The sequence below is a fragment of the Sphingomonas aestuarii genome (genome assembly GCF_054457155.1).
In genome coordinates this window covers 347,629-367,149 of the sequence record NZ_JBTKVV010000004.1, presented here as the reverse complement: position 1 = coordinate 367,149, position 19,521 = coordinate 347,629, and the positions used below count along the sequence as shown (strand labels likewise).

The following is a 19,521-nucleotide window of genomic DNA, read 5'->3' as shown; positions in this document are numbered from 1 at the left end:
GCGAAGCAATCCAGCAAGCCACGCTGTGGATTGCTTCGCTACGCTCGCAATGACGGGTGGGCACGAGGCGAAGTCGGTGCCGACTAACGGTCGACCGCGACCAGCGGCGGGCAGATGCTGTCCACCATCGGCACCAGACCGGGCTCGTCCGCCCCGCTCAGGAACAGCGTTTTCTGATCCGCCACCGCAATGTCACGGCCAATCCGCCAACCGCCCAGTTCACGTCCTGGCCGTCCGCAGGGATTGCCGAGACGGGCGATGATTCTGCGAAAAAACTGTTCATCGCCGGGCGCCGCAGCGATATCCACCGCCCGACGATCGGGTGACGGTCGGCACGCCGTGCCCAGCGCCACGGCAAGGCATTTGCCGCCATTCGCTTCGATCCGTGCGATCAGTGCATCGAGGTCGATGGGTGTGGCAATCGCCGCCCCCGTTCCGCCGATTTGCCCCCAGTCGACGCGGCGCCGGACATAGCGTTCAAGCGTTTCGCTTTTCCCTTGGCGATAACGCTCGAGATGAAGGTTGCACGCGCGCTCGTCGAGCACGCCGCTCCCGCTCGATTGCGATACCGCACACGATATCGCGCGACCGCTGCGGCCGATGGTCAGTTCGATGCGGGTCACGCCGCCAACGGCTTCCGCCGGATAACCGGGCGGGATGTCGGACGCGTTCGCCAACCTGCCGGACGACGCGCACCCGGAGACGGCCATCGCAACGCCCGTACAAAGCAACGCCCGCACCGCGCCGAACTGCAATCGGCGACGATGCGGGCGTCCTTCATTCATTGGTATCAAACCGCTTATTCGACCGCCTTCTTCGCGGCGTCGCCGACCTTTTCGGCGCCGTCGCCGACGCTTTGCGCGGCCTGGGTGATCGCGCTGGTCTGCGCGTCCTCGTTGTTCGCGCGGTTCATAAGGAAAAAGGCGACGACGATCACGCCGATCAGCAGCGCCAGCCCGATCAGGATGCCGCCGCCCCCGCCGCGCTTTTCGACGACGGTGGTGTGGGTGTGCGCCGGGTGCACGCCGTCGGTGGTGGTCGTGGTGGTGCGTTCGTCGGTCATTGGGTCCCTCCTTTTACTCGACTGAGGGGCCAAACGAGTGCCCGGATGACATTGTTCCCAAAGCGAAATGGTTAGCGCGTGCGTCAGAAGGGCAGCTTGAAGCCCGGCGGCAGCGGAATGCCCGACGACAGCTTCGACATTTCCGCCTGCGAGGCCGCATCCGCCTTTGCCCGCGTATCGTTGATCGCGGCGGTGATCAGGTCCTCGAGCATCTGCTTCTCGCTCGGCTGAAGCAGCGAATCGTCGATCTGGATACCGATGATGCGTCCCTTGGCCGACGCCTTGACCCTGACCAGACCGCCGCCCGACACGCCTTCGACCTCGATCGCGTCGAGATTGGCCTGCGCCTTTTCGAGTTCGCTCTGGACGTTCTGGGCCATCGCCATGATGTCTTCGAGGCTTTTCATGATCGTCTCCGTGCCGGTTTGGCCGGCTGGATCAGCTCGGCCTCAGGAAAATGTTCGATTGCGGCTGCGATCACGGGAGAACGCAGCGCGGCTTCATAGCTATCCATCTTCGCCGCCTCGGCCTGTTCGCGCAGCGACGGCTGGGCATTGCCTTCGCCGACGCGAACCCGCCAGACCGTACCGGTCAGGTCGCGCAGGACGGCGGCAAGTTCCTTAAGCAATTCGGCATCGACCGGCCCGGTTTCAATATCGGGCGGCGTCATCGAGATCACACGCAGGTTGAGCCGAACCTTGTTGGCCAGCAGTTCCCGGTCGTGCTGCGACAGGAAATCGAACAACTCGGCGACATTGGTCGGCAAGACCGCCGCAGGCGACGTGCTTGGAACCGATGCGGGGGCAGGTGCTGCCGCAGTGGGTGCCGCGATCGGCGCGCCTTCGGCAATCTGCCGCGCGAGTTCGCCGGGATCGGGCAATTGCGACGCATGGATCACGCGCAACAGCGCCATTTCCGCCGCCTCGATCGGCAGAGCCGCGCGCACCACCTCGTCATGGCCCTTCAACAGCAACTGCCACAGCCGGTGCAGAATCGCGTTGGACAGCTTGCCCGCCCATTCGCCCAGCATCGCACGCTCGTCCGCCGACCGCGCCAGATCGGGCGCGGCCCCGACGCGCTCCAGCGTGATCGCGTGGACCGTCTCCATCAGTCCGGCGAATACGCCTGCGGGATCGATGCCCAGATCATATTGCGCGCGCAGATCGGCAAGCGTGCCAGCCGCATCCCCCGCCACCATCTTGCCGAACAGCGCCCGCACCGCGCCGCGATCCGACAGGCCCAGCATCGCGCGTACCGCATCTGCCTGAACCCCCGCCCCGTCCAGATCGGCATGGGCGATCGCCTGGTCGAGGATCGACAGGCCGTCGCGCACCGATCCTTCGGCGGCCGTCGCGATCAGCCGCAGCGCCTCGACCTCAGCGGCGACGCCCTCGGCTTCGACCACGCGCGCGAAATGGGCCTCCAGCGTCTCGACCGGCACGCGCCGCAGGTCGAAGCGCTGGCAACGCGACAGCACCGTGATCGGCACTTTGTTGACCTCGGTCGTCGCCAGGATGAATTTCACATGCTCGGGCGGCTCCTCAAGCGTCTTGAGCAACGCGTTGAACGCGTTCTTCGACAGCATGTGCACTTCGTCGATGATGTAGATCTTGTAGCGCGCACCGAACGCCGCCAGCCGCGCGGCATCGATCACCCCGCGCATGTCGTCGACCCCGGTATGCGAGGCGGCGTCCATTTCGATCACGTCAATGTTGCGCCCCTCGGCGATCGACACGCACGGCTCGCACACGCCGCACGGCGAAATCGTCGGCCCGCCCTGTCCGTCCGGCCCGATGCAGTTCAGCGCCTTGGCGATCAGTCGTGCGGTGGAGGTCTTTCCCACGCCGCGCACGCCGGTCATCAGGAAGGCGTGGGCCAATCGCTCGCGTTTGATCGCGTTGCCCAGCGTCGTCACCATCGCGTCCTGGCCGATCAGCTCGGCAAAGGTCTGCGGGCGATATTTGCGCGCGAGCACGCGGTACGCTTCGGGCTTCACCGGCTGAGGCGGCTCGCCAAGGTCGAGGGAATCGGACATCGCCTGACGGATTAGCGCGCGGGCGTCCGCATGTCGAAGGCGAAGCGATCAATCGGGGGGAGAAGGTGGGAGCCGGAACGACCCGCGGCGAAATCGTTGTGGCTGCTTCCTTCCGGACCTGACCAAGTTGGCGACGACCACGTCCGCCCGACTCCCGCCGCGCAGATAGGCGCGCCGGTTGCGGATTGCAATGTCAGGCGAAGCGGCGCGCGATCAACGCTCCGACTTCCGCATGGACAGCATTTGCGATTTTCAGGTCTAGGCCTGGCGCATCGAGGTAGCAGGCCAGCAGGATCGGCGCGCGGTTGGGTGGCCACAGGATGGCGATGTCGTTGAAATAGCCGTCGCCGCTGGTGCCGGTCTTGTCCCCAGCGCGCCAGTCGGCGGGGAGGCGCGCGCGCAGGCGTTCGCGCCCGGTCGGCGACGCGACCATCCAGCCGATCAGCCGGTCGCGCGACGCCGGCGTCAGCGTGTCACCCGTCAGGCAGGCACGCATCAGCCCGACCATCGCGCGCGGTGTGGTCGTGTCGCGAATGTCGCCGCCGCGCACGATGTTGAGTTTGGGCTCGATCCGGTCGAGCCGCGTGATCGCATCGCCCTGTGCGCGCGCGAACCGTGTGAATCCTGCCGGACCGCCGATCAACGGCAGGAGCAGGTTGGCGGCAACATTGTCGCTGACCTCTACCATGCCCTTGCACAGTGCCTCGACGCTCAGCGCGCCGCGATCGAGCGCGGCTTCGACGACCGGCGCATAAGGCACCAGATCGGCGCGGGTGAAGCGCACCGGCTGGTCGAGCCGCAGACGCCCGGCATCCACCTCCGCCAGAATGGCGGCGGCAAGCGGCGCCTTGAAGGTCGAACACATGGCATAACGCGCATCGCCATCCAGCCCGATCGTCGCGCCCGTCGCGGTGTCGAGAGCAAAGACGCCCAGCCGCCCGCCGCGATCGGCACGGATCGTCGCGAGTTCGGTATCGTCCGAGGTCACCCCGCGCGGCATGGCGCAGGCGGTCAGAGCGCTCGCGCCCAGCGCGGCCAGCAATGTACGGCGGTCCATTCTATCTCCCCTGCATGTCGCGATGTTCGGGTGGCATCCGCACGGTCAGTCCGTCGAGCGACGCATCGAGCATGATCTGGCACGCCAGCCGACTGGTCCGCGTCGCCCCCGCCGCCAGGTCGAGCATATCCTCTTCCTCCTCACTCGCGCGCGGCAGCCGGTCGAAATCCTCCGCCGCGACGATGACGTGGCAGGTCGAACAGGCCATCTGCCCTTCGCAGGTGCCCTCGAGCGGCTGTCCGTCATTCTGCGCGACTTCGAGCAGGCGCGCGCCTTCCTCGGCCCGTACGTCGCGCGTGGTCGCGCCGTCGGCGCTGACGAAATGCACGGTAATCACGCGCGCTGCGCCCGTGCAGCGGCGTCGATCCGGTCAAGCGCGTCCAGCAATTCATCCTCCTTCGTATAGCGCCCGAAGCCGAGCCGGATGCTCGACCGCGCTTGCGCATCCGACAGCCCGATTGCGCGCAGCACATGGCTCGGGCGACCCGACCCACTGGCGCAGGCCGAGCCAGCCGAAAACGCAATGTCGCGCAATTCCGACATCAGCCGCGCCACGTCGAGCCCGTCGCGCCTCAGGTTGAGGTTGCCGCGATAGCGGTGCCCGGTCGACCCGTTGATCCGCCAGTCCGCCAGCCGCTGCGTCGCGAGCGCGACCAGGCGCCCGACATGCGCTGAATCCGCCTCGGCGCGCTCGCGCATCAGCCGCGCCGCAACACCGAAGCCGACGCACAGCGCCGGACTGAGCGTTCCCGACCGGCCAGCCGCCTCCTGACCGCCGCCATGCATCAGCGGCGACAGCGACACGCCGTCGCGCAGCCAGAGCGCGCCAATCCCCTTCGGCCCGTGCACCTTGTGCGCCGACAGCGCGACCAGATCGACGCCCTCGGGAGCCGCGACGCGGCCATAGCCCTGCACCGCATCGCACAGCATAAGCGCGCCGACCGACCGCGCCCTCGCCGCGAGTTCATTGACCGGCTGGATCACCCCGATCTCGTTATTGACCAGCATCGCCGCGACCAGCCCGGTGCCGGGCACGATCGCGTCGCGTGCAGCCGCCAGATCGACGCGGCCATCAACACCCACCGGCAACACCGTCACCGCCCTGCCCTTCGCGCGTTCCGCCTCGACCGTGTCGAGCACCGCGGCATGTTCGGTGGCGATCGTCACGATGCCGCCGGTCGTGCCCTTGATCGCCCAGTTCAACGCTTCGGTCGCGCCACTGGTGAAGGCGAGCGTGCCGCCGTTCGGCAACAGCGACGCCACGTCCGCGCGCGCCGCCTCGACCGCCGCCCTCGCCTTGCGCCCCGCCGCGTGCGCCGAATGCGGATTGGCGAAACCGTCGCGTAACCACGGCAGCATCGCGTCGAACGATTCCGGGGCGAGCGGGGTCGTCGCCTGGTAATCGAGATAGGTCATGCGGCGCGTGCCGCGGCATCGGCAGCAATGGCGTGCCATGCCTTGCCGAACGCTGCGATCTCTTCGGGGGTAGTGCTCCAACCGAAACTGACACGGATCGTGCGAGACGCCGCGTCGTCGTCGAGGCCGAACCCCTTGAGCGCGCGGCTCGTCTTGAGCGTGCCGGAAGAGCAAGCGCTACCTGCCGATATCGAGAAACCCGCCGCGTCGAATCGTATCAACTGCGCCGCCGCCGCCAGATGCGGCATGGTGATCGCGATGATATGGTGTGCGCCCACAGGCTTGCCGCCGACCCAATCGCCGCCGGCCCGTTGCATATCATATTCGAGATCGTAAATGTTGTCGGCAATCCCCTGTTCGCGTCCCAACCAGAGCGCATTGCCGTCGGCATCAATCGGAGTGGCTTCGAGGGCAGCAGCGAAACCAAGCGCAGCAGGGAGATTTTCGGTGCCGCCGCGATAACCGAACTCCTGACCTCCCACCGGCTCCAGTATGACAAAGTCGCGCAGCAGCAACGCGCCAATCCCAGGTGGTCCGCCGAACTTGTGAGCCGAGACGACCAGCATATCCGCGTCGGGGAGCGCAAGTTTCCCTGCCGACTGCGAGCAATCGCTGAGCAAGAGGCCGCCCGCATCTCTGACGCGTTTCGCAAGGCTCGACACAGGCTGGATCGCACCGGTTTCGGAATTAATATGCTGGATAGCGACAAGCGGTCGCCCTCCTTGCGCCAGCAACGTGTCAAGAACGTCCTCGTCGATCGCTCCCTTTTCCACACTCAGTACGGTCGCGTCGGGGGCAGCGCGCATGACCGAGTCGTGTTCGATTGCCGAAACCAACTTTCGATCCGCCCGGCCCCTGTTCATCGCGATCGCGATCGATTCGCTCGCCCCGCTGGTGAAGATCAACTCACCATCCCAGCCCAGCGCCGCCTTGATCCGCGCGCGTGCCTCCTCCAGCGCGGCGCGTGCCGCCCGGCCCTCGGCGTGCGGGCTCGACGGATTGGCCCAACGGCGCATGCCCTCCGCCACCGCTTCGATCGCCTCCGGCAGCATGGGCGTGGTCGCGGCATGGTCGAGATAGATGCGTGCGGGCAATTCGTTAAGCCTATCCGATGATTGCGTGATAAGGTGCCGGGCCTATATAGCCGTCACCCGTTTGCGCGCCAGCCGCGCGACCCCGTTCACGTCAAGTCAGGTGCCATGCCCGAAGTCATTTTCCCCGGTCCCGAAGGCCGTCTCGAAGGCCGTTTCTCCCCCGCGCCCAAACCGCGCGCGCCGGTGGCGATGATCCTCCACCCGCATCCCTCGTCGGGCGGCACCATGAACAACCATATCGTGCAGGAACTCTACAAGACGTTCCAGCGGCGCGGCTTCGCGACGCTGCGCTTCAATTTCCGCGGCGTCGGCAAGAGCCAGGGGACGTTCGACAACGGCATCGGCGAATTGTCGGACGCCGCCAGCGCACTCGACTGGGTGCAGAGCTTCCATCCCGAAGCATCGACCACCTGGATTGCCGGCGTCAGCTTCGGCGCGTGGATCGGGATGCAGCTGTTGATGCGCCGACCCGAAATCCGCGGCTTCATCTCGGTCGCGCCGCCGGCGAACATGTACGACTTCACCTTCCTCGCGCCCTGCCCCTCGTCGGGCATCATCATCCAGGGGGAGGCCGACGAAGTGGTGACGCCGGGCGCGGTGCAGAAGCTGGTCGACAAGCTGCGGACGCAGAAGCACATCACCATCCACCACGACACCATTCCGGGCGCGAATCATTTCTTCCAGAACGAAATGAAGCAATTGATGGGCAGCGTGGACAATTATCTCGACATGCGGCTGGACCCAAACTCGCCGATCAAGTGAGTTCGTAGTTCGTCATTCCCGCGAAGGCGGGAATCCATAACCCAAGACGGTGCTTATGGATTCCCGCCTTCGCGGGAATGACGAGATGGACTTTTCGGAAGCGTGCTTGTTTTCAAAGCGTCATGATGAACACGTTGGCGAGGATCACCACCGCCAGCACCAGCATCAGCGCCGCCTTCTTGCGATTCTCGCCGCGTAGCAACATGCGGAACCCGAAGATCAGCAAGGCGAACACCGCGATCATGCCAAGGGCGGGCGCGGCGACGGCAATGATCTGGGCAAAGTCGGACATCAGCGCGGTCTAGCGCGGGTTTTCGGCGAGCGCATCCGAATTTGTGGCGGCCCCTGACCACCAGATCATCCGTCACCCCGGAACAAGTCCGAGGTGACGATGTGGCTGGAGCAAAGTCAGTCGTCCGTCGCCAGCACCCGCGCAAAGGCCTCGGGATCGACATTGCCGCCGGACAGGATCACCAGCATCCCCTCCTCCACCTCGACCTTGCCGCTCAACACGGCAGCCAGCGCCACCGCGCCGCCGGGTTCGACGATCAGGTTCAGCGTCGCCGCCGCCCAGCGCTGGGCCTCGCGGATGTCGCGCTCGCTGACCGCGACCCCGGTCGCGCCGCGCCGCGCCAGCACCTCAAACGTGCGCGGGGACACCTCCTTCGTCTGGAGCGCATCGCACGCCGTCGGTGGCGCGTCCGGCCCGACCGGTTCGATCCATCCGGCCTCCAGGCTGCGGCGCATATCGTCCCAGCCTTCGGGTTCGACGACCGTGATTCGCGAATCGGGCAGCGCCAGCGCAGAGCCCGCCGCCAGCCCGCCTCCGCCGCACGGAACGACGACATGGACGGGCTCGTCCAGCCCCAGATCCTCCATCTGCATCGCGGCTTCCAGCGCCGCGCTGCCCTGCCCCTCGATCACCCAGGGATCGTCGAAGCTCGGGACCAGCACCGCGCCGCGCGCATGCGCCAGATGCGCGGCGATCTTTTCGCGGCTTTCGGTCGCGCGGTCGTAACTGACGACTTCCGCGCCCATCGCCAGCGTCGCGTCGCGCTTCGTGCGCGGCGCGTCGGACGGCATCACGATCGTCGCAGGCATCCCCAGCCGCTGCGCCGCCCAGGCGATCCCCTGCGCATGATTGCCGGATGAAAAGGCGACCACCCCCTTCTGCCGCGTCTCGTCGTCGAGCACCGTCAGCCGGTGCCACGCGCCGCGCAGTTTGAACGCCCCCATCGGCTGCAGCGATTCGGCCTTGAACGCGACATCGACGCCGCGAATGGCGCGGATGAACAACGGCGTTTCGGACAGGATGTCGGCAATTTTCGCCGCGGCGTCGCGCACGCCGGCGCGGGTGGGCTGTCGTACGATGGTCACGGCTCGACCCTCGCGCGGAACTTGGCGTCCGGCAAGACTTTACATGGGGGAACGCCCCCCCTATGTGACCCATCCGCTGCCCCATGGGACTTCCACCGCAAGGCAGTGTTTGTCGAACTGTAAGACCAGGGCCTGCCCTGGCATCGGAGGTCCCTTGAATTGCACAATCATCATAGCACGCTCGGGCTAGCGACGGCCCACCGCAAGGTCGACACCGCCCTTGCCATCGCAACCGACGCACCGGTCCAGCCGGTCACGCTCGTTCGTCCGCATGCCGCGGATCGCGCAGCGCGTTTCTTCGTCGAGAAATTTCCCGGCAAGACGCTCTATGCGGTGAAGGCCAATCCTTCGCCCGATCTGGTGCGGATCCTCTGGGATGCGGGCGTGACGCATTACGACGTCGCCTCGATCGCCGAGGTCCGCATGGTCGCGCGCACGCTGCCGGAGGCGACCCTGTGCTTCATGCACCCGGTCAAGGCCGAGGAAGCGATTTTCGAGGCGTATCATACGCACGGCGTCCGCACCTTCTCGCTCGACACGATGGAAGAGCTTGAAAAGATTCTGCGCGCCACCGGCAATGCCGCCGACCTGACGCTGTGCGTCCGGCTGCGCGTGTCGTCGGACCATTCGAAGCTCAGCCTCGCGTCCAAGTTCGGCGTGACCCCGAACGAAGCGAAGGACCTGCTGTTCGCGGCGCGCCAGGCGGCCGACGCGCTCGGCATCTGCTTCCATGTCGGCAGCCAGGCAATGTCGCCCGACGCCTATGCCGAGGCGATGGAGCGCGTGCGCGCCGCGATCGTCGAGGCGGCGGTCACGGTGGACGTGATCGATGTCGGCGGCGGGTTTCCGTCGAGCTATCCCGGCATGGAGCCGCCCGCGCTCGAAGCCTATTTCGAAACCATCCACCGCGCGTTCGAATCGCTGCCGATCAGCTATTCGGCGGAACTGTGGGCGGAACCCGGCCGTGCCTTGTGCGCGGAATATTCCTCCGTCGTCGTCCGCGTCGAAAAGCGTCGCGGCTCCGAACTCTACATCAACGACGGCGCGTATGGCGCGCTGTTCGATGCCGCGCATATCGGCTGGCGCTTTCCCGTCCGCCTGCTGCGCGAACCCGATTCAGACGCGAAGGACATGCCGTTCAGCTTCTACGGCCCGACCTGCGACGATCTCGACCATATGGCCGGGCCGTTCGACCTGCCGGCAGACATCCGCGCGGGCGATTATATCGAGATCGGGATGCTGGGCGCCTATGGCTCTGCGATGCGAACCGCGTTCAACGGCTTCGGTTCGGACGAGATCGTCGAGGTCGCGGACGAGCCGATGGCCTCGCTCTATCTCGACGACGAAGGCCAGCGCCGAGTCGCGTCGAACGTCTTCACGCTGTAACAGGCTCGGCACAATCGACCGTCATTCCTGCGAAGGCGGGAATCCATATTCTCTAACGTCGCGATCGAATTGCCGCGTTGCGTTTATGGATCCCCGCCAGCGCGGGGATGACGGAGACTTTTGAATAGGGTCCGCGCGTCCCCGAATGACGCGCATTTGGGTCACGGAGGAATCATTGACCGACACCATCAACGACACCCGCAAGGCCGAGCTGCTCTCGAAGCAGGTCAAGCATATCGACATCAAGAGCTTCGACGCTCGCCCCATCGTCGACGCGATGAGCGACATGAGCTTCACCAGCCGCGACCTGGGCCGCGCGACCAAGATCTACAACGACATGCTCGCCGACAAGGACTGCACCGTCTGTCTGGTGATCGCCGGGTCGACCAGCGCGGGCGGCTGCATGGACCTCTATGCCGACCTCGTCCGCAACAACATGGTCGACGTGATCGTCGCCACCGGCGCGACCATCGTCGACATGGATTTCTTCGAAGGGCTGGGCCACAAACATTATCAGGCGCTGGAAGTGCCCGACGACGATACGCTGCGCTCGCTCTACATCGACCGCATCTACGACACTTATATCGACGAGGAGCAGCTTCAGGACTGCGACTTCACGATCAACAAGATCGCGAACGGCCTGGAACCGCGCCCCTATTCGAGCCGCGAATTCATCCGCGAGATGGGCAAATATCTCGTCGAGCACGGCAAGAAGGAGAACAGCCTCGTCAAGCTCGCCTACGAACATGACGTGCCGATCTTCTGCCCGGCCTTCGTCGACAGCTCGGCGGGCTTCGGCCTCGTCAAGCATCAGGTCGATGCCGCGAAGGAAGGCAAGCCGTACATGGTATTGGACGCCATCGCCGACTTCCGCGAACTCACCGAGATCAAGATCCAGGCAGGCGAAACCGGTCTGCTGATGATCGGCGGCGGCGTGCCCAAGAATTTCATCCAGGACACGGTCGTCTGCGCCGAAATCCTGGGTCACGAGGATGTCGCCGTCCACAAATATGCGGTGCAGATCACCGTCGCCGACGTGCGCGACGGCGCTTGCTCGTCCTCGACGCTGCAGGAGGCGGCGAGCTGGGGCAAGGTATCGACCGCGATCGAACAGATGGTGTTCGCGGAAGCCGGGTCGGTGATGCCGCTGCTGGCGTCCGACGCCTATCACCGCGGGCACTGGAAGGACCGCCCGAAGCGGGCCTGGGCGAAAATTTTTTCGTAACGCCTCCCGTCATTGCGAGCGTCAGCGAAGCAATCCAGAGCGACCGCACGCAGCACTGGATTGCTTCGTCTTGCTCGCAATGACGCGCCGGGGATGACACCCCCACGACCGACCCCGTTGCGCGTCGCAACTCATTGAGGCAGCCTCCCCTCAACATTCTCGGGGGAGGCTTTTTACATGACGCACGCACCGATTCTCCAGCCCGTCGTCGTCCTGCTCGGCTGGACGCTGGTCATGATGGTCTGGATGATGGCCACTCGCCTGCCCGCCATGCGCAAAAGCGGGATCGATCTCGGCAAGTTGCGCGGCACCAAGGCCGCCGACGCCGATCTCGCGCTGCCCCCCGCCATTCAGTGGAAGGCGCATAATTACAACCATCTGATGGAACAGCCGACCTTGTTCTACGCGGTCGCGCTGGTGCTGGCGATGATCGGCCAGGGCGACGGGTTCAACCTGATCCTCGCCTGGCTCTATGTGGCTTTTCGCATTCTCCACAGCATCGTTCAGGCGGTCTGGAACAAGGTGTCGGTGCGGTTCCTGTTCTTCGCGCTGTCGTCGGTGGCGCTGGTGGGATTGGTGCTGCACGCGGGGATGGCGCTGTTCCTCTGACCCTTTCTCCGTTCGTGCTGAGCCTGTTGACCCGCAGCGCGGCGTAGCCAACCACTGCCCTTTCTTCTAACCGGTAAAAAAGCACAGCACTTCGACAAGCTCGGTGCGAACGGAAACGGGGAACCCATCATGACCATCGACCGCCGCACGCTGATCGGGACCGGCCTCGCCCTGACCGCCACCGGGATCGCCAGCTCCGCCATCGGCCAGACCAGCCCTGATCCGCTGACCTGGCCCGCGCGCCAGACGCTCAACCTGTGGCCTAAGGCACCCCCCGGCACGCCGCGCACCCGCCCGGCGGAGCGCAAGGGCGTCGATATGCCCACTCTTTCGGTCTATCGCGCGGCTAAGCCCGACGGGCGTGCGGTCCTGTCGATCCCCGGCGGCGGCTATGCCGGCGTCTCGGTCGAGAATGAGGGCTCGAACATCGCCCGCGCGCTGACGCCGCACGGGATCAGCGTATTCGTGCTTAACTACCGCCTCCCGATCGATGGATGGGAACCGCGCGCCAATGCACCCGTGCAGGACGCGCAGCGCGCGATCCGCATGATCCGATCGAACGCAAGCCGCTTCGGCATCGACCCGAACAAGGTCGGCATTGCCGGTTTCTCCGCGGGTGGCCATCTGGGGGGCGTGCTGGCGACCGCCTATAACGACCGCGTCTATGCACCCGTCGACCGCGCCGACGAACTGCCCGCACGGCCCGATTTCGCCGGCCTGATCTATCCGGTATCCACGCTCGCCGCGCGCGCGACGCACAGCGTTTCGGCGGAAAACCTGCTCGGCCCGAAACCGGACCGCGCCGACGTGGCGCGACTGTCCCCCGACGTTCGCGTCAATCCCGACACGCCGCCGCTGTTCCTGGTCCACGCAATGGACGATTCCGTCGTGCCGGTGGACATGAGCCTGATGCTTATCGCCGCCGCCCGCGCGGCCGGAATCCCGGTAGAGGCGCATCTCTATGAAAAGGGCGGCCACGGCTTCGGCGTCGGCAATGGCGACGGCCACCCGGCGCGCGGCTGGACCGACCGCTTCGCCGCATGGAGCGCGACGCACGTCTGACGTCCATTCCCACCTTCCGTTCGTTTCGAGCGAAGTCGAGAAACGAACGAGGCTGTGGGGGTAGCCGGTTGCGATTCGCCGCCCACGGGGCCATAGGGCGAGCCAACCCGATCACCCCCAGCCGGAAGCCGCCGCCCATGAAAGTCCGCGTCCTCGTCTCTCTCAAGAACGGCGTGCTCGATCCGCAGGGCAAGGCGATCGAACATGCGCTGGGATCGCTCGGATTCGACGGCGTCGGCGATGTCCGCGTCGGCAAGACCATCGACCTCGAACTCGCCGACGGCACCAGCGATGAAGACATCGACGCGATGTGCCGCAAGCTGCTCGCCAATACCGTGATCGAGAATTACCGGGTCGAACGCGCATGAAGACCGCGGTCATCGTCTTTCCGGGGTCGAACTGCGACCGCGACATGGCCGTCGCACTGGAGGCGGTCACCGGCAAGAAGCCTGCGATGGTATGGCACGGCGACAGCGACCTGCCCGCGGGCACCGATCTGATCGCGCTGCCCGGCGGGTTCTCCTATGGCGATTATCTACGTTGCGGCGCGATCGCCGCGCGATCCCCGATCGTCCGGGCAGTGGCCGATGCGGCAGAACGGGGCGTGCCGGTGCTGGGCGTGTGCAACGGGTTTCAGGTGCTGACCGAAATCGGCCTGCTGCCCGGCGCATTGATGCGCAATTCGGACCTGAACTTCGTCTGCCGCGACGTGAAATTGTCGGTCGCCAATGCGCGCTCGGCGTTCACCCGCGGCTATGAACATGGCGAGGTCATCACCGTCCCCGTCGCGCATCACGACGGCAATTATTTCGCCGACGAAGACACGCTGGACCAGCTCGAGGACGACGACCGCGTGGCGTTCCGCTACACCGAACACGTCAACGGCGCAGCACGGCACATCGCCGGTGTGCTGAACGCAAAGGGCAATGTGCTGGGCATGATGCCCCACCCCGAACGCGCGATCGAAGCCGCGCACGGCAACGACGACGGGCGGCGTTTGTTCGAAGGCTTGCTCAAGGCAATCGCCTGACCCCTAATTCCGCTTGTTTCGAGCGAAGTCGAGAAACGTGAGCTTGGCGCTACGTTCGCGTTTCTCGACTTCGCTCGAAACAAGCGGGGTTACAGGGGCGACTAAACCCGCGTCCTGAACGGGGTGAAATTGGTCCCCTCATCGAACACATCGACGCCCTCGCGCCGCTTCAGCCACCCGACCACCGCATAGGTCACCGGCGTCAAGACGATTTCCCACAGCACCTTGAGCGCCCAGTTGGTCGCCATCACCGTCAGCACCTGACTGGTCGACCACACGCCAAGAAAGGCGAGCGGATAGAGGATCAGGCTGTCCACCCCCTGCCCGACCACCGTCGATCCGATCGTCCGGGTCCACAGCATTTTGCCCTTGGTCCACAGCTTCATCCGCGCCAGCACATAGCTATTGACGAATTCGCCTGCCCAGAAGGCGACGATCGACGCCGCGACGATCCGCGGCACCGCGCCGAATACGGCCTCATAGGCTTCCTGCCCTTCCCAGCCCTGCGCGGGCGGCATGGCGACGACGATCCAGCTCATCGCCGCCATGAAAAGCATCGCCGCGAACCCGGCCCAGATGATCCGCCGCGCGCGGGCATAGCCGTACACCTCGGTCATCACGTCGCCGATGACATAGGATAGCGGAAAGAACAGGATGCCCGCGCCGAACACGAACGGCCAGCCGCCGACCTCGACCGCCGCAACCTTGCCCGCGCCGATCACGTTCGACAGCAGCAGCACGGCGACGAACGCCGCCATCACGAAATCGACGTAGCGAAAGCCGCGCGCGGCCATGTCGGCGGCCGCCACATCCTGCACGGTTGCGCGATTCGACATGGCAAAGCCCCCCAAGCCTTCGTTGCCGCGCGGTTATGAAGACGGTTTGCGGCCCGTGCAATTGCCGCTATCGAGACGGCGTGCGCGCCCGTAGCTCAGCTGGATAGAGCAAGGAGCTTCTACCTCCTCGGTCGGGGGTTCGACTCCCTCCGGGCGCGCCATCACCCCGACCTTATGGCGCAAAAAAACTGAACTCTCTGCCATAATCTTGGCTTGGCCGAATCACAGCTGCGGCGATAGCGTAGCCAGATATGGCCATTTCAAATCTCGCAATCGCTCTGCAGCGGAAGTATAAGGCATGGCGCGGCGAGAAGGACGAACTCGAGCGGGTGATTAAGAAGATCGAGGCCGCCTACGAGACGATCGGCGAGAAACGTGATCGCATAGACCGCGTTTCGGTGCTGCTAGACAGCGTCGAAACGATCATGTCCGAAATCTCGCCTGATTGGGATCCAGCCGCCCAGAAGGGCTCGAAGGCCCACACCTATAAGTTCAACTTCCCGATGGGCGAGATCACGCGCCTGACGATGGACAAGCTCAGAATGTCGTCCGTGCCGGTTCGGATCGGCGAGATTCGGGAATACGTCTTCACCACGAAGTCGCTCGATAACCAAGACAAGGACCTGATGGATTCCGTCTATAAGGCAATCGACGGGAACCTGCGATCGATGAGAAGGCGCGGACGGGTTGCCTCAACAGACGATTTCGTCGCTCAGTGGTACATTGTAGGTCGGAAAGATCAGGAACCCGCCTAGGTCAGCAGCGCACGCCGCAGGACGTTCCCGTCGTCGGTGCGCAGTCGCCAGTACCCCCTAAATGTGCCTGACGGCTTCGTTCGGCCCCCTGCTGCCAGTATCATCGCGACCTGGGTGCCATTGGGCGTACGACTGTATTGCTCTTTCCAGCCCAGCTCCATTGCGTAGCGCGCGATGTGGGCGCCTGAGATGTGCTTGTGCACATGCTCCCCCGACCTCATCCGGCTGAAGAAGCTCTCCGCCTGGTTCGTGCAGGCGCCGTTCTTCGAAAAGAACTCAGAATGGTTGATCCGCTTGGTCTCGAAGTGGAGATGCAACGGCTCCCACTGGGTGCTGAAGTCCGCGTGGAGGACAGATCCTGGCTGGATCGTGCGCCTGGCGATCTCAACCGCATCGCCTTCCTTGGCGACAAGGAATGTGCGGATCCGGGCGACGCGGTCCGGATCGTCATGCCGGCGCTCGCGCATGACGACGATCAGCTTGCGCTTCTTGCGGGCCGCAATCTTGTTGCGCGCCTTGAACTCGTCCCATAGTTCCTTCGTGTTAGGAAGCCGCGGGAGACTGCCGCCGAAGATCGCGCCGTCGATCTCGACGACCCCACCGAGTGTCGCGGCCTCGGCATCCTTGCCCATCACCTCCCGGACTTTGTGAAGCAGAACAAAAGCCGACTTGTAGGAAATGTTTAGTTCGCGGGACATACGGCAAGCAGCCGCGCCTGAGACGCCGTTCACAAAGAGCAGCAAGACGCCCAACAACTTGCGGAAAGACAGCTTCCTGCTGGCAAATACGGTACGGCTGGTCGCCGTGAACTGAAGGCCGCATCCTTGGCATTTCCACTTGTGCCCGTCGGCGAGCGTCCAGTGGTTCAGGCCACCACACTCGGGACACACCGGCGCCCCGTCGGTGTCCGGCCAGCGCAGTTGCGTGAACTTTGTGCGTGCTGCTTCCTCGTCCATGCCGAGCACGACATCAAGGCTGAGAGTGCGCGCCTTGGGGGAAAGGAGAAAATGCTGTGCCACTGAATATGATGCTCTGCGTCATCATATGTGGTGATGTTGGATCAAGCGCAAGCTGAATTATCATCATTTACGATGATGCGCCTCACCGTCCCCGATGACGGAGCGCTTGGCGCTAGCGTCGTTCCGCCTATAACTACGGAATGGACGAAGCCGATTCTCCCCCAGCCCCAGGGCCGATTGACGACAAAGCCTGGGAAGAGATGGTCAAAAATGTGCTGCGCGGGCAGATGATGCACGCCGGCGTGTCCTACGCTGTGCTGGCCGAACGTCTGGCCAAGTTCGGCATCAAGGAGAACGAGCTCAACCTGCGCAACAAGGTGAGCCGCGGACGCTTCACAGCGGTCTTCTTTATGCAGTGCATGAAGGCGCTCAACGCCACCTGGGTCAATGTGCCGGGATCTGTTGAGGAAGCTGCGAAGAAGGGTGGCGCCCAGGCGCTGGCACGAGGGCCAAGGACGCCGGGCGGCTAGATCGAAAACAGGTTCGTAAAACCACTTCGCATTGAATCGGGCCGATCCTAAAACACAGAGATGGAAGTCGTCGCTGTCATCGTCGTGGTGATCCTGGTCGCATACCACGTAATCTCATCGGCTCGTCGTCAGACGGCTATGCTGGATCACCTCAGCGAACATATCGGTTTGTCCCGACAGACGTTCCCCGGGATGCTCGCGTCTGACCGCCGCCTTCGAGGTATCGAGACAGCGATCAAGCATCTCGAGATCAATCTCATCGGTGGAAATCTCGCCTGGGCCTCTCCGGATGATCAAGAGCAGCGATACGTGGACGGCGAGTTCGATGACCTGAAAACGGCGTTCGAGCGCATGTTCGAGAAAATCGAGATGAAGCTCGTAGGCGGAGCAATCATGTCCACAGGTCCAGATGGAAAACACGAAGCCACCGCTGTCACGGGGGAGCTGGAGCGTATCTCGCACCTGTTGGACGAGATCCATGCCGAGTTGAAGTATAGCCGCCGGCCGTAGGAGACCCTAGTTTTTTTGCGCCATAAGGTCGCATCACCCGAACTTTGCGGCAAAGGCATAACGCAGCACGTCGGACAGGCTGCGGGCTTCGAACTTGTGCATGATGTTGGCGCGGTACACCTCGACCGTGCGGGGGCTGATGCCCAGGTCATAGGCAATCGTCTTGTTCGGCAACCCCGCGACCAGTCCGCGCAGCACTTCGGTTTCGCGGCGAGTCAGCAGCGACAGGCAGCGATAGGCGTGGCGTACTTCTTCGCTGTCGTCGATTTCGGTCAGTCGCCGCGCCGCTTCGCGGATCGCGCGGTTCAGCGACACGCTGTCGACCGGCGCTTCGATCACCGTATGCGCGCCCGATTTCAGCACCTCGACGGTGGTCGGCACATCGCCTTCGCTGACGATGCCGACGACCGGCCAGTTGAGCCCTGCGCGGCGAATCGAATCCTGCATCGACATGCCCATGCGATCGGGCTTTCGCACATCGACCAGCACGCATCCGGGGGACAGTTTCGGCGCGGCGCGCACGAATGCCGCCGCCTGGTGCCAGAACCGCGCAAGGAAGCCCGCATCGATCAGGATCGCCATCACCGAATTGCGCAGATCGCCGCCGACGATCACGTCGACGCTCGGCTGGTCGCCGTCGATCGCAAGTTGCGACTCGATCCCCGGCATCGATCCGCCGGACAGGATTTCGATCGCCGCCTCGGGGGTATCGTTTGCCGCCGGGGGCTGGGCTGGAAGCTCGTCGCCAGCCCGCCGCCCGACATCATCGGTGCGGCGTGAGGGCGGAGAATCGGGTTTCTTCGCCGCGCGGATCAGCAGAGAGTTACCGGCGTCGCCGGACGCGCTGGTGATGCTGGCCATGCTTGCCTTCCCTTGGGGATGCCCACGCCATGACTCAAACTTGGCGTTTCGTTATTGCGCGATCGCAAACGCGCACGCCGAACGACGACAGGCGACCCTGGACAAGCGATCAACCGTGGTCGGGCCGTCCGGATCTTTTCCGGCTCTGTTCCGTCATGGCGCTCCCTCAGATCACCGAAAGCCACTAAGGAGCTTTACGGATATATATCATGGTCGCCGCCCACTATGTAAGGGGGAGGCAGGGGGTCTTCAGGGCCGCGATCCTTCGACCGGCGTTCAAGCCGGATGCCATTCGACCGTCGTCTGGGACGAGCAGGGGCAGAGGCATGGATTTCGATCGGCATGGAGGCGCGCGATTGGGCGCGCGACGTCATTTCGCGCGTGAAGCCACCCTATTTCGCCAGGGCGATGTCGCACATGGCTGGTACGAAGTCGTCGAGGGGATGGCGCGCGTCTGCCAGTTTCGCAGCGACGGTCGGCGCCAGGTGCTTGCATTCGCGGTGCCCGGCGACGTCATCGGCCTGGAACATGGCCGCCGCGGCGCCTGCGCCGAAGCGCTGACGCCGATGACGTTGGTCTATCATCCCTTCGATGCGGACGATGCCCGCAACGGGCTGCCCTGGGGTCGCGTGGTGCGCGACAATCACCATTGCCTGACGTTGATGGGCCTGCCGACCGCGATCGAGCGTATTGCCGCATTCATCCTGTCGATCAGCCGTCGGCTGGGCGGCGCTCGCGCGTTCGATCTGCCGATGCCGCGCGTCGATATCGCGGACCATCTGGGGCTGACGATGCACACCGTCAGCCGCACGCTGTGCGATCTGGCGCGGCGGGGCATGTTGCGCATCGATGCGCATCATCATTTCCAGCTGGTCGATCCGACACGGCTGACGGCGATCGCCGGGATCGATCCGGGCGAGCTTTATTTCGGCGAAGAGCAACTGGTGGCCTGAT

The 19,521-nt window shown here is 64.5% G+C and carries 24 protein-coding genes, 1 tRNA gene and 1 other RNA gene; 12 read left to right on the top strand and 14 right to left on the bottom strand.

Features of this window, described 5'->3' with window-relative positions:
- Positions 1 to 83 precede the first annotated feature (83 nt).
- From ACX0GZ_RS10160 to ACX0GZ_RS10120, 9 genes are all read right to left on the bottom strand, one after another.
- Positions 84 to 677 carry an energy transducer TonB gene (locus ACX0GZ_RS10160; protein WP_458815998.1) on the bottom strand — a complete coding sequence of 198 codons (594 nt, stop codon included), beginning with the start codon at positions 675 to 677 and terminating at the stop codon, positions 84 to 86.
- Positions 678 to 799: 122 nt separating this feature from the next.
- Positions 800 to 1,063: a hypothetical protein gene (locus ACX0GZ_RS10155; RefSeq protein ID WP_458815996.1), complete on the bottom strand. Its 264-nt coding sequence runs from the start codon at positions 1,061 to 1,063 to the stop codon at positions 800 to 802.
- Positions 1,064 to 1,146: 83 nt separating this feature from the next.
- A complete protein-coding gene (locus tag ACX0GZ_RS10150) occupies positions 1,147 to 1,470 on the bottom strand; it encodes a YbaB/EbfC family nucleoid-associated protein (protein WP_458815994.1) in 324 nt (107 codons plus the stop codon).
- Positions 1,467 to 3,098 carry a DNA polymerase III subunit gamma/tau gene (locus ACX0GZ_RS10145; RefSeq protein WP_458815992.1) on the bottom strand — a complete coding sequence of 544 codons (1,632 nt, stop codon included), beginning with the start codon at positions 3,096 to 3,098 and terminating at the stop codon, positions 1,467 to 1,469. Before ACX0GZ_RS10145 ends, ACX0GZ_RS10150 begins: the two co-directional genes overlap by 4 nt.
- A 61-nt stretch (positions 3,099 to 3,159) precedes the next feature.
- Positions 3,160 to 3,257: signal recognition particle sRNA small type (gene ffs, locus ACX0GZ_RS10140), an RNA gene on the bottom strand.
- A gap of 34 nt (positions 3,258 to 3,291) precedes the next feature.
- Entirely contained in the window at positions 3,292 to 4,155 is an 864-nt protein-coding gene (gene bla / locus ACX0GZ_RS10135) for a class A beta-lactamase (RefSeq protein WP_458815990.1), read from the bottom strand.
- A gap of 1 nt (position 4,156) precedes the next feature.
- On the bottom strand, positions 4,157 to 4,492 hold the full coding sequence (locus ACX0GZ_RS10130) for a 2Fe-2S iron-sulfur cluster-binding protein (protein WP_458815988.1): 336 nt from the start codon (positions 4,490 to 4,492) through the stop codon (positions 4,157 to 4,159).
- A complete protein-coding gene (locus tag ACX0GZ_RS10125) occupies positions 4,489 to 5,571 on the bottom strand; it encodes a cysteine desulfurase family protein (protein ID WP_458815986.1) in 1,083 nt (360 codons plus the stop codon). Before ACX0GZ_RS10125 ends, ACX0GZ_RS10130 begins: the two co-directional genes overlap by 4 nt.
- Positions 5,568 to 6,653: a cysteine desulfurase family protein gene (locus tag ACX0GZ_RS10120; RefSeq protein WP_458816197.1), complete on the bottom strand. Its 1,086-nt coding sequence runs from the start codon at positions 6,651 to 6,653 to the stop codon at positions 5,568 to 5,570. Before ACX0GZ_RS10120 ends, ACX0GZ_RS10125 begins: the two co-directional genes overlap by 4 nt.
- A gap of 117 nt (positions 6,654 to 6,770) precedes the next feature.
- Here ACX0GZ_RS10120 and ACX0GZ_RS10115 point away from each other — a divergent pair, with 117 nt between their 5' ends.
- Positions 6,771 to 7,427, top strand: a complete 657-nt coding sequence (locus tag ACX0GZ_RS10115; RefSeq protein ID WP_458815984.1) for an alpha/beta hydrolase — start codon at positions 6,771 to 6,773, stop codon at positions 7,425 to 7,427.
- 112 nt (positions 7,428 to 7,539) lie between these two features.
- On the opposite strand, the gene ACX0GZ_RS10110 is transcribed toward ACX0GZ_RS10115, so the two are convergent.
- The gene (locus ACX0GZ_RS10110) at positions 7,540 to 7,719 is read right to left on the bottom strand and encodes a hypothetical protein (RefSeq protein ID WP_458815982.1); all 180 of its coding nucleotides are present in this window, start codon (positions 7,717 to 7,719) and stop codon (positions 7,540 to 7,542) included.
- A gap of 116 nt (positions 7,720 to 7,835) precedes the next feature.
- Positions 7,836 to 8,804, bottom strand: a complete 969-nt coding sequence (locus ACX0GZ_RS10105; RefSeq protein WP_458815980.1) for a threonine ammonia-lyase — start codon at positions 8,802 to 8,804, stop codon at positions 7,836 to 7,838.
- A gap of 159 nt (positions 8,805 to 8,963) precedes the next feature.
- On the opposite strand from ACX0GZ_RS10105, the gene ACX0GZ_RS10100 reads away from it, so the two are divergent.
- From ACX0GZ_RS10100 to purQ, 6 genes are all read left to right on the top strand, one after another.
- A complete protein-coding gene (locus ACX0GZ_RS10100) occupies positions 8,964 to 10,190 on the top strand; it encodes a type III PLP-dependent enzyme (RefSeq protein ID WP_458815978.1) in 1,227 nt (408 codons plus the stop codon).
- Positions 10,191 to 10,365: 175 nt separating this feature from the next.
- Positions 10,366 to 11,415 (top strand): 1,9-bis(guanidino)-5-aza-nonane synthase, encoded by a 1,050-nt coding sequence (locus ACX0GZ_RS10095; protein ID WP_458815976.1) that lies wholly within the window; start codon positions 10,366 to 10,368, stop codon positions 11,413 to 11,415.
- 177 nt (positions 11,416 to 11,592) lie between these two features.
- A complete protein-coding gene (locus ACX0GZ_RS10090; RefSeq protein WP_458815974.1) occupies positions 11,593 to 12,024 on the top strand; it encodes an MAPEG family protein in 432 nt (143 codons plus the stop codon).
- Between the two features lie 129 nt (positions 12,025 to 12,153).
- Positions 12,154 to 13,086 carry an alpha/beta hydrolase gene (locus ACX0GZ_RS10085; protein ID WP_458815973.1) on the top strand — a complete coding sequence of 311 codons (933 nt, stop codon included), beginning with the start codon at positions 12,154 to 12,156 and terminating at the stop codon, positions 13,084 to 13,086.
- 137 nt (positions 13,087 to 13,223) lie between these two features.
- Complete coding sequence (gene purS / locus ACX0GZ_RS10080; protein ID WP_458815971.1) at positions 13,224 to 13,454, top strand: phosphoribosylformylglycinamidine synthase subunit PurS; 231 nt, start codon at positions 13,224 to 13,226, stop codon at positions 13,452 to 13,454.
- On the top strand, positions 13,451 to 14,116 hold the full coding sequence (purQ, locus tag ACX0GZ_RS10075; protein ID WP_458815969.1) for a phosphoribosylformylglycinamidine synthase subunit PurQ: 666 nt from the start codon (positions 13,451 to 13,453) through the stop codon (positions 14,114 to 14,116). The genes purS and purQ overlap by 4 nt, the downstream gene beginning before the upstream one ends.
- 101 nt (positions 14,117 to 14,217) lie before the next feature.
- Here the strand turns inward: purQ and ACX0GZ_RS10070 are convergent, their stop codons facing one another.
- Positions 14,218 to 14,952, bottom strand: coding sequence for a queuosine precursor transporter (locus ACX0GZ_RS10070; RefSeq protein WP_458815967.1), 735 nt, complete (start codon positions 14,950 to 14,952; stop codon positions 14,218 to 14,220).
- A gap of 84 nt (positions 14,953 to 15,036) precedes the next feature.
- Between ACX0GZ_RS10070 and ACX0GZ_RS10065 the strand changes: the two genes are divergently transcribed.
- Positions 15,037 to 15,113: transfer RNA gene (locus ACX0GZ_RS10065), tRNA-Arg, on the top strand.
- Positions 15,114 to 15,203: 90 nt separating this feature from the next.
- Positions 15,204 to 15,707 carry a hypothetical protein gene (locus tag ACX0GZ_RS10060; RefSeq protein WP_458815965.1) on the top strand — a complete coding sequence of 168 codons (504 nt, stop codon included), beginning with the start codon at positions 15,204 to 15,206 and terminating at the stop codon, positions 15,705 to 15,707.
- Here ACX0GZ_RS10060 and ACX0GZ_RS10055 read toward each other — a convergent pair.
- Entirely contained in the window at positions 15,704 to 16,726 is a 1,023-nt protein-coding gene (locus ACX0GZ_RS10055) for an IS1595 family transposase (RefSeq protein WP_458815963.1), read from the bottom strand. The genes ACX0GZ_RS10060 and ACX0GZ_RS10055 overlap by 4 nt on opposite strands.
- Positions 16,727 to 16,866: 140 nt before the next feature.
- On the opposite strand from ACX0GZ_RS10055, the gene ACX0GZ_RS10050 reads away from it, so the two are divergent.
- Both ACX0GZ_RS10050 and ACX0GZ_RS10045 read left to right on the top strand, forming a co-directional pair.
- Positions 16,867 to 17,196 (top strand): DUF6471 domain-containing protein, encoded by a 330-nt coding sequence (locus tag ACX0GZ_RS10050; protein WP_458815961.1) that lies wholly within the window; start codon positions 16,867 to 16,869, stop codon positions 17,194 to 17,196.
- 60 nt (positions 17,197 to 17,256) lie between these two features.
- On the top strand, positions 17,257 to 17,706 hold the full coding sequence (locus tag ACX0GZ_RS10045) for a hypothetical protein (protein ID WP_458815959.1): 450 nt from the start codon (positions 17,257 to 17,259) through the stop codon (positions 17,704 to 17,706).
- Positions 17,707 to 17,739: 33 nt separating this feature from the next.
- On the opposite strand, the gene ACX0GZ_RS10040 is transcribed toward ACX0GZ_RS10045, so the two are convergent.
- Positions 17,740 to 18,567 (bottom strand): response regulator transcription factor, encoded by an 828-nt coding sequence (locus ACX0GZ_RS10040; protein WP_458815957.1) that lies wholly within the window; start codon positions 18,565 to 18,567, stop codon positions 17,740 to 17,742.
- Positions 18,568 to 18,893: 326 nt separating this feature from the next.
- Between ACX0GZ_RS10040 and ACX0GZ_RS10035 the strand changes: the two genes are divergently transcribed.
- Complete coding sequence (locus tag ACX0GZ_RS10035; protein ID WP_458815955.1) at positions 18,894 to 19,520, top strand: helix-turn-helix domain-containing protein; 627 nt, start codon at positions 18,894 to 18,896, stop codon at positions 19,518 to 19,520.
- The last annotated feature ends 1 nt before the right edge of the window (position 19,521 follow it).

Coding starts and splice junctions, on each gene's coding strand:
- ACX0GZ_RS10090 (WP_458815974.1), top strand. CDS start 11,593: ATGACGCACGCACCGATTCTCCAGCCCGTCGTCGTCCTGCTCGGCTGG.
- bla (WP_458815990.1), bottom strand. CDS start 4,155: ATGGACCGCCGTACATTGCTGGCCGCGCTGGGCGCGAGCGCTCTGACC.
- ACX0GZ_RS10115 (WP_458815984.1), top strand. CDS start 6,771: ATGCCCGAAGTCATTTTCCCCGGTCCCGAAGGCCGTCTCGAAGGCCGT.
- ACX0GZ_RS10145 (WP_458815992.1), bottom strand. CDS start 3,098: ATGTCCGATTCCCTCGACCTTGGCGAGCCGCCTCAGCCGGTGAAGCCC.
- purS (WP_458815971.1), top strand. CDS start 13,224: ATGAAAGTCCGCGTCCTCGTCTCTCTCAAGAACGGCGTGCTCGATCCG.
- ACX0GZ_RS10155 (WP_458815996.1), bottom strand. CDS start 1,063: ATGACCGACGAACGCACCACCACGACCACCACCGACGGCGTGCACCCG.
- purQ (WP_458815969.1), top strand. CDS start 13,451: ATGAAGACCGCGGTCATCGTCTTTCCGGGGTCGAACTGCGACCGCGAC.
- ACX0GZ_RS10035 (WP_458815955.1), top strand. CDS start 18,894: ATGGATTTCGATCGGCATGGAGGCGCGCGATTGGGCGCGCGACGTCAT.
- ACX0GZ_RS10040 (WP_458815957.1), bottom strand. CDS start 18,567: ATGGCCAGCATCACCAGCGCGTCCGGCGACGCCGGTAACTCTCTGCTG.
- ACX0GZ_RS10125 (WP_458815986.1), bottom strand. CDS start 5,571: ATGACCTATCTCGATTACCAGGCGACGACCCCGCTCGCCCCGGAATCG.
- ACX0GZ_RS10110 (WP_458815982.1), bottom strand. CDS start 7,719: ATGTCCGACTTTGCCCAGATCATTGCCGTCGCCGCGCCCGCCCTTGGC.
- ACX0GZ_RS10050 (WP_458815961.1), top strand. CDS start 16,867: ATGGACGAAGCCGATTCTCCCCCAGCCCCAGGGCCGATTGACGACAAA.
- ACX0GZ_RS10045 (WP_458815959.1), top strand. CDS start 17,257: ATGGAAGTCGTCGCTGTCATCGTCGTGGTGATCCTGGTCGCATACCAC.
- ACX0GZ_RS10060 (WP_458815965.1), top strand. CDS start 15,204: ATGGCCATTTCAAATCTCGCAATCGCTCTGCAGCGGAAGTATAAGGCA.
- ACX0GZ_RS10070 (WP_458815967.1), bottom strand. CDS start 14,952: ATGTCGAATCGCGCAACCGTGCAGGATGTGGCGGCCGCCGACATGGCC.
- ACX0GZ_RS10085 (WP_458815973.1), top strand. CDS start 12,154: ATGACCATCGACCGCCGCACGCTGATCGGGACCGGCCTCGCCCTGACC.
- ACX0GZ_RS10150 (WP_458815994.1), bottom strand. CDS start 1,470: ATGAAAAGCCTCGAAGACATCATGGCGATGGCCCAGAACGTCCAGAGC.